General features: G+C 61.5%; 10 protein-coding genes. 1 reads left to right on the top strand and 9 read right to left on the bottom strand.

The window, feature by feature from the left end:
- Positions 1-734: 734 nt before the first annotated feature.
- Both DC522_RS24810 and DC522_RS34370 read right to left on the bottom strand, forming a co-directional pair.
- Entirely contained in the window at positions 735-1022 is a 288-nt protein-coding gene (locus tag DC522_RS24810; protein WP_116531275.1) for a DUF3303 family protein, read from the bottom strand.
- A gap of 207 nt (positions 1023-1229) precedes the next feature.
- Positions 1230-1526: a hypothetical protein gene (locus DC522_RS34370; protein ID WP_133239363.1), complete on the bottom strand. Its 297-nt coding sequence runs from the start codon at positions 1524-1526 to the stop codon at positions 1230-1232.
- 447 nt (positions 1527-1973) lie between these two features.
- Between DC522_RS34370 and DC522_RS24805 the strand changes: the two genes are divergently transcribed.
- On the top strand, positions 1974-2498 hold the full coding sequence (locus tag DC522_RS24805) for a hypothetical protein (RefSeq protein ID WP_116531274.1): 525 nt from the start codon (positions 1974-1976) through the stop codon (positions 2496-2498).
- Positions 2499-2594: 96 nt separating this feature from the next.
- Here the strand turns inward: DC522_RS24805 and DC522_RS24800 are convergent, their stop codons facing one another.
- From DC522_RS24800 to DC522_RS24770, 7 genes are all read right to left on the bottom strand, one after another.
- The gene (locus tag DC522_RS24800; RefSeq protein ID WP_116531273.1) at positions 2595-3449 is read right to left on the bottom strand and encodes a PCC domain-containing protein; all 855 of its coding nucleotides are present in this window, start codon (positions 3447-3449) and stop codon (positions 2595-2597) included.
- Positions 3450-3519: 70 nt separating this feature from the next.
- On the bottom strand, positions 3520-4401 hold the full coding sequence (locus DC522_RS24795; RefSeq protein WP_116531272.1) for an alpha/beta fold hydrolase: 882 nt from the start codon (positions 4399-4401) through the stop codon (positions 3520-3522).
- A 34-nt stretch (positions 4402-4435) separates the two neighbouring features.
- Positions 4436-5239 carry an SDR family NAD(P)-dependent oxidoreductase gene (locus DC522_RS24790; protein WP_116531278.1) on the bottom strand — a complete coding sequence of 268 codons (804 nt, stop codon included), beginning with the start codon at positions 5237-5239 and terminating at the stop codon, positions 4436-4438.
- Positions 5240-5246: 7 nt separating this feature from the next.
- Positions 5247-6050, bottom strand: a complete 804-nt coding sequence (locus DC522_RS24785) for an SDR family NAD(P)-dependent oxidoreductase (protein ID WP_116531271.1) — start codon at positions 6048-6050, stop codon at positions 5247-5249.
- A 75-nt stretch (positions 6051-6125) separates the two neighbouring features.
- Positions 6126-7763 carry an acyl-CoA synthetase gene (locus tag DC522_RS24780; RefSeq protein ID WP_116531270.1) on the bottom strand — a complete coding sequence of 546 codons (1638 nt, stop codon included), beginning with the start codon at positions 7761-7763 and terminating at the stop codon, positions 6126-6128.
- On the bottom strand, positions 7760-8929 hold the full coding sequence (locus tag DC522_RS24775) for an acetyl-CoA acetyltransferase (RefSeq protein WP_116531269.1): 1170 nt from the start codon (positions 8927-8929) through the stop codon (positions 7760-7762). The genes DC522_RS24780 and DC522_RS24775 overlap by 4 nt, the downstream gene beginning before the upstream one ends.
- 90 nt (positions 8930-9019) lie before the next feature.
- Positions 9020-10894 carry a TRAP transporter large permease subunit gene (locus DC522_RS24770; protein ID WP_116531268.1) on the bottom strand — a complete coding sequence of 625 codons (1875 nt, stop codon included), beginning with the start codon at positions 10892-10894 and terminating at the stop codon, positions 9020-9022.
- Positions 10895-10906 lie beyond the last annotated feature (12 nt).

Raw genomic sequence — 10906 nt, 5'->3', positions numbered from 1 at the left:
GAGGCGGCTGAGCCATTCCGCTTTTCAGAGATGCCGCACCTTCGTAGGAAAGATGGATCGCATACCAACTGGTGATGGCTCCTTGCACAGCCTCCAAGGCTACAGTGTCGAATGGGCTACAGTGTCGGATGTATGCGTGCGATCAGACCTGTAAAGCTCAACGTAATCACACGTCGTTAGGATAGATCTCCGGTAAGCCTGAGAGTGCATTCATACCACCTCCTTCCGGCCGCTCGATCCACTTGATTGCAACCCGAGGATACGCCGGAGAGCTCGCGCCGGCACTTCCGTTCCATAGCTTCAGGGCAACTTCTCAAGGAAGAGGAGCTGGCTGACTCTCCTAAAGGTCCGATGCTCATTCTCTGTGAGTAGCGCATCGTTCTTGCGGAAAACCGGATCCACCTTTCACTGGCGTGGCCCTTCGGGTCGCGGACGTGGACCTTCGGTTCCGCACGAGGCGCTAGGTCGAACCAAGAAATCCGCGGCCTTTCACGAACGTCCGGTGTTCCCTTCACGAGCAGACAATCGGCCAACTACCAGTTTGTGCCGTTAGAAGACCTTCTGAGCTCACGCCATCGCCGACGCTGAGCCCGGCTTACCGGTGGGATTTCGCGGCAGGCTGCAAGTGGAACCAGCAAATCAGCCACGGTCGGCTCGAGGCCATAGGGAGGTATGCGTGTCCGTGAGCCGGACACGCACCCACACGATCTTTGCGGCATTCTCTTGCGAGGGCCTCAGGTGGACGAGCCTGCCTGCATCTGCTTCGCCAGCTCAAGACCCTGCTCGGCCATCATTGCAGGCATGACGGTCAAGTCGAAGACGTCATCCCAATCCACGATAGCCCTCATGATCGAGGCGGCGTTATCTGCTTCGGCGACAGCAATCACCGCTGCCTCAGTGCTCAAGGGCCAGTATTCCGCAACCTTCCGCATGCCAGCAGGGTACTCCCAGCTCACACGGCGGGCGATGCGTTCCTTGCCGCTGCTCCCGGCCTTAGCCTTGCCGATGACGACGAACAACATGGAGGCCTCCCTATCACGGCGGCTCCGCCTCTTGGCGGACTGAGGACCGCCGAGGCAGACCATCTTACGCCGTTCTGACCGGGAGGGGGGTGCCCATAAGGAGATGAGGCGTTGTCGCGCAGGCATTTGTTTGCTAGCGCCTCGTGCGGAAAAGTGGACCCGGTTTTCCGCACAAAAGATGCGCTCATCAAGAAAAGGAGCATCGGATCAATCCCAAAAGTGCAAGTCCACTTTTGGGTCCGATGCTCTAGGTGAGGGTATATCGCGTAGCACGATGTTCTCGATCGCATAGAGATCGGCAAGGATCTCCGCGCCAGTTCCTTGCCATCTCAGCAGAGATGATTGATCCCGGGCAACCATCCCTTTGCCATGGCCTTCAGCAGGATTCAGTCGGCCATGCTGTCCGGCGGCCCGTGCAGATTGCGGACGTTCATTCAACCTCCGCAATGTGCCGATGGTCTCCTCGCCCAAGGCTGGCGGGTGACGCGGATCCTCGTTCTGCATGTGCGGCCCCCGGATGGCTGTCGATGAACGGCAGGTCGAAAGATATGGCCGCTCGACAGCCTTTGAGGAGACCGGAGGATCATCCTGAGCCTGAGCAGGACCTTCACCGCAAGTCTCGGCACGGGCTCCGTTCCGATCAACACTCCCGTGAATCTCCCCCTCCGGCCGCAGCGATAATCGGGGGTGATAAGGGGCGACGGGAGGCCCGCCTCAGGGCCACACAGGCGCCAGCAATCTCCTCACTCGTGAGCCCCGTCACCGGGCCGCGGATGCGTGGTGGGACTGGACGCGACGTGGTACAGTAGCGGGTCCGCGGATTGAGCCGATCGCATGGCTGGCCGAGCTCTCGATATCCGGTCGCCTCGGCCGCACTCCCGAGGGTGTCTGCTGACCGGCGCGGCTCTTCACGAGCGTTGCGATATCACATCGCCTTGCAGGAGATCGACGATGACCAAGACCGTCACCTCCCTCTTCCACAGCGAGCAGCATGCCATGGAAGCGGCGAGACGCCTGGAGCAGGCCGGCATCCCGGGAGATCGTATCGACATCTGGTCGACCCCACACAACTTGGCTCCTCTTCTGGAGGATGCAGGCGTGTCGCGATCTGACGCCTATGCCTACGTGGAGGGTGTGCTCCGCGGCGGCTCCATCGTCATCGTGAGCTGCGCCGACCATGAGGCCGGCCGGGTCGGTGGCATCCTGGACCATGAGGGGGTGCTGGATCTCGACAAGCAGCGGGCTTCCTGGCGATCCGAGGGATGGCAGGAAAACGCCACCGCGGAGCCGGCCGGCAGTCTTCGAGAATCCTCCCGTTCGGCCGAGGCTGGTACGGAATCCGGGTACGATCTCACCGGGTCCCCGGACATGACCCGTGCTAGGGCCGACATGGCGGCCGGCGGCCCGCCGGATGAGGTGAGCCACGGCCGGATCCGCATTCAAGCCCGCAAGGTGGAGCGTCCGGTGCAGAAGTAGACGCGCCTGCGCGACACGCGCCAAGGCCGAAAGGAACTTCCGCAACACCGGCGGACGGGTCCCAAGGATCACCCATGGGGCCTCACATTGCCTTGTCTATTCCAGGGCCTCAATCACCAGCTCGAAGGTCACGCAAACGGGATTGTCTCCGTGGACAAGCTCTCCTGAGAAGATTCGTCCGTCCATGTCGACAACATCGATCTTGAGACGGGCTCTCAGCCGATCATGCGCTGATTCCACGCCGCCTTCGCGGATCAGGACCTCTGTCGCATGTGATTCCACTCGGCTCCCGTCAGTGAAGCGGACTTCGTTCAGGCTGCCGATACCGTGAACATTAGCCCTTCCGATGCCGTGTCGTGAACAGATCTCCTCGATAGCGAGGCTGATGTCCTCGTTGGGGCGGACCTTTGCCAGCAGCACGCGGGGACCTGCCTTCACCTGCCTGTCTTCGGCCACCTGTACAGGTTCGAACAGTGTAAAATTCGTCTCTGGATCAGGCAAAGCCTCGAAGGTAGCGGTTCTCATGCCGATCCCCGTGACTTCTATCGATTCCGCCACGATCGTGTTCGGGGCCAGCATATGGCCCATCTGCAATCCCTCAGAAGTCTCCCAGATTCCGTGGCAGTGAATGAAAGGCTTGTCATCACGCTGCCCGACAATGGCGCAGGCGCGCTTGATCTCTACCGAGCCCGCGGGTGCGAAGGTGTCGCTATACCAGGCCACGTGAAGGGCGTCTGGAGATGCAGCCGGCATCACGAATCTGAACGGTTCGCACCGGCCGCCCCGGAATGCCACGAAGCCGCCGATGCAGCCGGAAGCAGCGAACCCTTTGGCGATGGCCTCGTCGACGGCCTCACCCGGTTCAAGCACGAAATGTAACGGAACGGGCGCGCCGGCGACGGCGTTCGTGCGCTCCGGTGTCACCGGGCCCGGATGGAGAATATGCCTCATTGTCGCTTTTCCTGCCCTATCGTTGCTTTTGTGCGCCCTTCTCTGCCTGCCGATGTCAGGGCGACATCTCTCAATCCGCTCGCATGATCTGCTGAGGGTCAGCTCGAGGGTCACGGGGTCCCCATCGCCCGGCTTCAACCTGGGCGATGAACTCGGCCACCATCCGGTTGAACAAAGCGGGTTCCTCCAGGTTCAGAGTGTGGCCGGACTTCGGGAACATGACGAGGCCGGAGCGTGGTACGGTCCGCTTCAGGAAAATGCCCGGTTGAATGGAGTGATCATCCTCATCGCCGACGATCACGAGCACAGGCACCTGCATGGCGGACAGATCATCCTCGAGATCATAGAGGGAAGGTCGGCGCATCTGGACGCCACGCATGGTGTTGGCCGCCCCGCGTACGGAATGTTTTGCGAGCCTCTCGGCGAAAAGCTTCCAGCCACGCGGATCCTTCTCCTGAAACTGAACGCGCGAAGCACTCTCGGCATAGATGGGGGCGAAACCCTCCGCGCCCCGCTCCTCGAAGCCTCTTGCCACCTGCTCCGAATTCTTGCGGAAGTATTCCTGGTGTTCCTTCTCGGAGCCATAGCCTGCTCCGGCAACGACGGCAGACAGCACACGATCCGGGTGACGCAGGGCGGCATGCACGCAGGCGAAAGCCCCCATGGAAAGACCCACGATATGGGCCTTCTCAATCCCTGCAGCACTCATCACGTCGACGATGTCATCAGCGGCTCGCACCTGCGAGTACTGATCCGCGCTTTCAGGAATATCGGACGGCGGATAACCTCGGGCAGCGTAAGTGATGCATTGATGTCTTCGGGAGAAATAGCTGACCTGCGGCTCCCAGCTCCAGTAATTCCCGCCGAACTCATGCACGAAGACGATGGCCGAGCCCTGTCCGGTCACCTCGTAGAAGAGCCGTATACCATCGCCTGTTGTTGCAAATGCCATTCCGTGCTCCCTCCGGCCGCTTGCTTTTGATGTTTCAGTGAAATTCCGACACGGCGCAGCTTTGTCCGCCATCCACCGGCAGGCAGACTCCCGTAATGAACCGGGCTTCGTCAGAGGCCAGGAAGACAGCGGCGTCGGCAATGTCCCAGGCCGTTCCCATCCTTCCCATCGGAACGGCAGCGTTGCGTGCCGCCACCATCTCTTCTACCGACGCATATTGTGCCGAGATCTGCTTGTAGATCAGCGGAGTATCAATGAGGCCAGGCATGATGCAGTTGGCGCGGATGCCTTGCCGAGCATATTGCATGGCGAGCGCCACGGTCGCCTGATTAACCGCCGCCTTGGTCGCATAATAGGCGAAATAAGGATAACCGGTCCAACGGATGGCTGCGAGGGACGAGATATTGACGATGGCGCCCCCACCCTGCCGTAGCATGTGCGGGATGACCGCCTTGGCTGACCGATAGACCGGCCCGATGTTCAGATCGAGAGCGGCCTTGAACTGTTCCTCGCTCAGCTCGACAGGACCGCCCATATGGGTCACGCCGACATTGTTGTGCAGAATGTTGATCTGCCCGAACTCGGCGATCGTTCCGGCCACGGCATCTTCGATCGACGTCGTATCGGTGACGTCGGCCGCAAGCGCCAAGGCGACTCCGCCCTCGCTCTTGATGATGGCGGCTGTTTCCTCCGCCGCGTCGTGCACGAGATCAATGCAGGCCACCTGCGCGCCCTCTCGTGCATAGGCCACGGCCACGGCTTTTCCGTTCCCCCAGCCGGGACCCGACGATCCCGCCCCGAATATGATGGCAGTCTTGCCCTTCAGACGATCGACCATGTTCCGCTCACCCATGCCCCGTCGCGGAGGTCTCTGCCGCTCCTGCAGCCGTGCTGCCGAGAATTCCGGCAATGGAGAAGCCGCCGTCGACGCAAATGGTTTGCCCTGTGATGAAGCTGGACTTTCGGTTATCGAGCAGGAATACGGCTGTTCCGGCAATCTCGTCCGGCAGACCATAGCGGCGCTGGGGCACGGTCGACATCCAGGCGGCTCGCACTTCAGGTGTGTGAACCTCCTGAACGAGGGGCGTCTCAATCGGACCGGGCGCGATAGCATTCACGCGAATGCCAAGCGAAGCCAGCTCGACCGCCATGACTTTCGTCATGGTAATCACGCCTCCCTTGGAGGCGCCGTACGCCACGCGTCCTTTGTTCCCCATCACACCCGATACGGAAGCGATGTTGACGATGGATCCCGCTCCCTGCTCCCGCATTCTCCTGGCGGCCTCCCGGGACACCACGAAGCTGCCGATCAGGTTGACCTCCAGCATCTTCCGGAAGAGATCGACACTCGTGTCGAGGGCCGGCACATCGCGTCCAATGCCTGCGGAATTGACGACACCTGTCAGCGGGCCGAACTCTGCTTCACAGGCCGCGATGACGCGGACGACGGCGTCCTCATCCGCAACGTTCATCCGTTCGAACCGCACGCGTTCGTTGGATGCTCCAAGAGCATCCCTGCATCGGTCGAGATTGCTGGAATCCAGATCCGCCACAATGGCGCGCCAGCCCTCTGCGAGAATGGCCTCGACGATCGCAAGCCCGATGCCGGAAGCTCCTCCGGTCACCAGCACAGTCTGTTCTTGAGACAAGAATACCTCCCCTTCGAATGGGCAGAAGCGTTCGGGCGGAGGCGCATCGCCGGCGAAGGAATGCGCCGTTCCTGCTCAGGCCGAAGCCTGAGCCGGTTGATCCAGCGGCAGACAGCCCCGAGCCTCGAGCTCCGCCCGGATATCCTTCTTCGTGATCTTGCCGTAGGCGGACTTCGGCAGAGCCTCCCAGAAGAACACGCGTTTCGGAAGCTTGTAGCGGGCGACCTTGCCCTCCATCCAGGCCAGGAGCTCCCGCTCGCTGAGGCTTGCCTGCGGGCGGAGAACGCAAACCGCCACGCCTATCTCGCCCCAGGTCCTGTCGGGCACCCCCAGGATCGCAACCTCCGCGATGGCCGGGTGCGTCAGCATCTTTTCTTCGATCTCGCGCGGATAGACGTTGGAGCCGCCCGAGATGTACATGTCCGAGGCGCGGCCGGTGATATACAGATAGCCTTCCTCATCCACGTGGCCGAGATCGCCCGTTCGGAACCAGCCGTCTCGGAAGGCTTTCGCGTTGGCCTCTGGATTGTCGTAATAGCCCGCGAACACGGCCGGGCCGCAGACGCATATCTCTCCTGTCTCGCCCGCTGCCAGCTCGCGCCCCTGCTCGTCCTGGATCGAAACCTGCATGCCGGTTCGCTCATACCCGCAGGTACCAACCTTCACTCCGGGGCCGTCCTCGGGCTCGTGAAGTGCGGGCGGCAGCACCGTGATATTGCCGGTGACCTCGCCGAGTCCGAAATACTGGACCAGCACCTTTCCGAGCTTCTTCAGCGCGTATTTCTGATCCTCCCGATACATGGGAGCGCCCGCATAGATCACGTATCGCAGAGATGAGTGATCATACGCATCCACGGCGGGGTGTTCAGTCAACAGCTTGACGATCGTGGGAACGGTGAACAGGTTCGTGATCCGCCACTGCTCCACGAGCCGCCAGGCCTCATCGACATCGAAACGGTCGCTGGCGAGAAGCACGGTCTTGACCCCGCGAGCAACCTGGGCGAGCTGATGAACGCCGGCCCCGTGCGATAGTGGCGCCACCACCAGAGAGGCATCCTGGTGAGTGGTGCCCGGCATCAGATCGCAGAGGTGGTTCGTCACCACAAATGCCATTTGCCCGTGGGTGAGAACGGCAGCCTTCGGACGTCCCGTCGTACCCGAGGTGAAGAAGAACCAGCATGGATCGTCATGCTCGACGGCCTCCAATGGCGCAATCTCCCCGGCGTGTCGCGCGACGAGGCCGTCATAGTCCTCACCAAATTCCGATGCCCCGATGGAAACAACGAAACGGATAGTGGGAGCGGCCTCACGCACGGCCGTGACATGCTCCGGAAACTCGTTGTGGCAGATCATGCCGGAAGCGCCGCTCGATTGGGCAAGGTAGGCGACTTCGCTTGGAGTCTGACGGAAATTCGTCGGCACCCAGACCGCTCCAAGCCGGAAGCAGGCGAACATCGATTCAAACATCTGGTTGCTGTTCTTGGACTGCACCAGAATGCGGTCGCCCTTCCTTACGCCCTTGGCAGCCAACGCAGCCGCCATGGCGTTTACACGGGCATTCAATTCGGCCCAGGTCCAGGTGGCCTCGCCCCAGACGAACCCGACATCATCCGGGTAGCGCCGCGCAGCCTGATGCAGGAAGTTGGACAGGTTCATGACCCGTCTTGATACACGGATAACGCCGCCTGCAGGCGCGTGAGCAGAAGCCGTCATTTGCGGCGCTCCAGGATGGAAACGTAATTCGCGACGGCTGCGCCGCCCATGTTGAAGACACCTGCGAGTTTCGCATCCGGGATCTGCATGTCGCCGGCTTCATTCATGAGCTGAAGACAGGCCATCACGTGCATCGACACGCCGGTCGCGCCGACCGGATGGCCCTTCGATTTGAGACCACCGGAGGGATTGACAGGAAGGCGCCCTCCCTTCTCAGCAACTCCCTCGCGCACGACTCGATAGCCTTCGCCGGGGGCGGCAAGCCCCATCGCTTCGTATTCAATGAGTTCGGCGATGGTGAAGCAGTCATGCGTCTCGACGAGGTCGAGGTCATCCAGCGTCACGCCGGCCTCTGCTCGCGCCTTTTCCCAGGCCATCCGGGCGCCGACGAAAGCTGTCGGATCCCGCCGCGACAGGGGAAGGATGTCATTGACATGCTGACGGGCGCGGAAAGCGATCGAGCGCTGAAGGCGCTCGGCCGTTTCCTCATCTGCGACAACAAGCGCCGCCGCACCATCTGAGATCAGCGAGCAATCAGTGCGCCGCAAGGGTGCCGCCACATAGGGATTCTTGTCTGACACCACGTTGCAGAACTCGAACCCGAAGTCGCGGCGCATCTGTGCATAGGGATTGGAGACGGCGTTCCTGTGGTTCTTCGCAGCGATATACGCCAGCTCCTCGCTTCGGTCGCCGTAACGCTGGAAGTAGTTCTGTGCGATCCGGCCGAACACGCCCGCGAAACCGCCTTCCGCATCGCCCTCCTCCTTGCGGTACGAGGCGCTCAACAGGATGTCGCTCGTCTCCACCACCGGCTTGGCGGTCATCTTTTCAGCACCGATTACCAGCGCCACGCGTCCTCGACCGCTCTCAATGAAATCAACGGCAGTGTAGAGAGCAGCCGAGCCGGTCGCACATGCATTCTCGAGCCGCGTTGCCGGAACATGAGCAAGTTCTGGCTGGGACAGCGCAACCTGGGCGGCCTCGAAGCCTTGCTTCGAAAAGCCGTTGTTCATGACGCCGACATAGATACCGTCCACGTCCTTCGGGCCAATTCCTGCGTGATCAAGAGCCTCGCCCGAGACCCGGGCCATCAGGCTCTCGACATCGGGATCATCGAGTTTGCCGAACGGCGTGTGGGCCCAGCCGATGATGGAAGCGCGTGCCATAGTTGTCTCCCCATTGTTCGGCGACATCGAATATCGCCTTCTACCTGCAGCGGGATCGGCAGCGTCTTCGCGGCTGCCGATTGACTGAGATCAGAGAAAGGCTGTCGAGATCCACGGTACGGCGGCAATAATGATGAGGCCGACGACCAGGGCCACGAGGTAGGGCCAGATCGCGCCGATGGCCTCATCCGGTGAGACGTTGCCGATCTTGCAGGCGAGATAGAAGCCAATGCCGATGGGCGGGGTCATCAGACCAATGTTCATCGCCGTCACGATGACCATCGAATAATGCACATCGTTGATGCCAAGGCTCTTCGCGATGGGGAACATGAGCGGAGCCATCAGCACGATGGCAGGCAACCCTTCGAGCACACAGCCCAGGAGCATGAAGACCACAATGGTCACGGCCATGAAGCTCATCCAGCCGCCGGGAAGCCCCGTCATGAGTGCGGCGAGTCCTTGGGCAACACCGGCCTGGGTGATGGCCCAGGCCATCGCAAGGGCCGTGCCGAGGATCAGCAGGATGGCACCGGTGAGCGCCGCCGTCTCGACGAGCATGCCATAGAGTTTGCGCCAGCCGATGCCGCCATAGAGAACGATGCCGACGAAGAGGGCGTAGATCACCGCAATGGTCGACACCTCGGTCGCCGTCGCCACGCCGCCGGCGACCGTGCTGCGGATGAGAAACGGCAGAACGAGCGCGGGCGCAGCGACGAGCATGGTGCGGACGATCAGGGAGGCTGGCGCCCGGCGCACGCCTTCCATGCTCTCATGTCGGGATTTCCAGCGTGCCAGGATCGCGAGAACCGCCAGCAGGACCATGGCGACCACGAAGCCGCTGGTGAAGAGACCCGCGATTGAGACACCTGCGACTGAGCCCAGCACGATCAGGACGATGCTGGGCGGCACGGTATCGGCCATGGCGGCGCCCGTGGCGAGCAGCGCGATCATCTCCCGCGGGCTGTGGCCGCGCCGCTTCATCTCCGGGAACAGCGCCGGCGCGACGGTGGCCATGTCGGAAACCTTGGAGCCGGAGATGCCCGAGACGACGAAGAGCGAGCCGAGCAGCACATAGGACATGCCGGCGCGCACATGACCGAGGAGCGAAGCCAGGAAATCGACGATGGCCTTGCCCATCCCGGTGGCATCAAGGATGCAGCCCAGGAGAACGAAAACCGGAACCGACAGCAGGATGATCCCAGACATGCCTTCGTCCATGCGTCCGATCATGACGAAGGGCGGGACCTGGGTGGCGAAGGCGAGATAGCTCAGCGTGCCAATGCCGAAACAGAACGCAATAGGAACCCCGGCCGCAAGGCAGACAGCGACGAAGATCACGAGGAAGAGAATGATCTTTGCGCTGCCGAACTTTACGAGAGAAGGCGAAAAGAACCAGAGGGCACTCGTCACCACGGCAATCAGGAGAGCTGCGACGAGCAGGTCACGCCATGACGAATTCCGAAGCGCGTAGGAGATCACAATCCCGAGCATCGCAACCATGCCGAAAGGAATGGCCGCGACACGGAAGGTATTGGGGATGTTGAGTGCAGGTGACGTGATGTACCACTCCTCCAGCGCGTAATCGACGGCCGGAACGAGCAGGAAGATGAGGAAGGTGGCGACTACCAGGGAAGCAAAGGCTTCCATGAATCGTTGCACCCTCTCTGGCATCGTGTGCAGAAACAATGTGAGCCTGAGATGCTCATTGCGATCGAGCGCGATCGCAGATCCCAGCATCGCGAGCCACAGGAAGCAGATCGAGGCGGCCTCGTCGATCCACACCACGGAGAGTGAAAAGACATAGCGGGAGGTCACGCCCGCCAGCAGCAGGAAGACGATGGCAACCAGCAATCCGGAAGCGACGATTTCGATAGGTTTCAGGAAACGGGATCCCGCCCGGACCTCGTCGCTTTCGGCGACGATGAGTGGCTCCGGAGCAGGGATGGCCTGTGCTGAGGATGTCATGTCCACCACGTC

It is taken from the genome of Microvirga sp. KLBC 81, assembly GCF_003075415.1.
In the GTDB taxonomy this organism is placed as follows: Bacteria; Pseudomonadota; Alphaproteobacteria; order Rhizobiales; family Beijerinckiaceae; genus Microvirga.
Note: the sequence above shows the minus strand (reverse complement) of the source record. Positions and strands in the feature narration are given on the sequence as shown.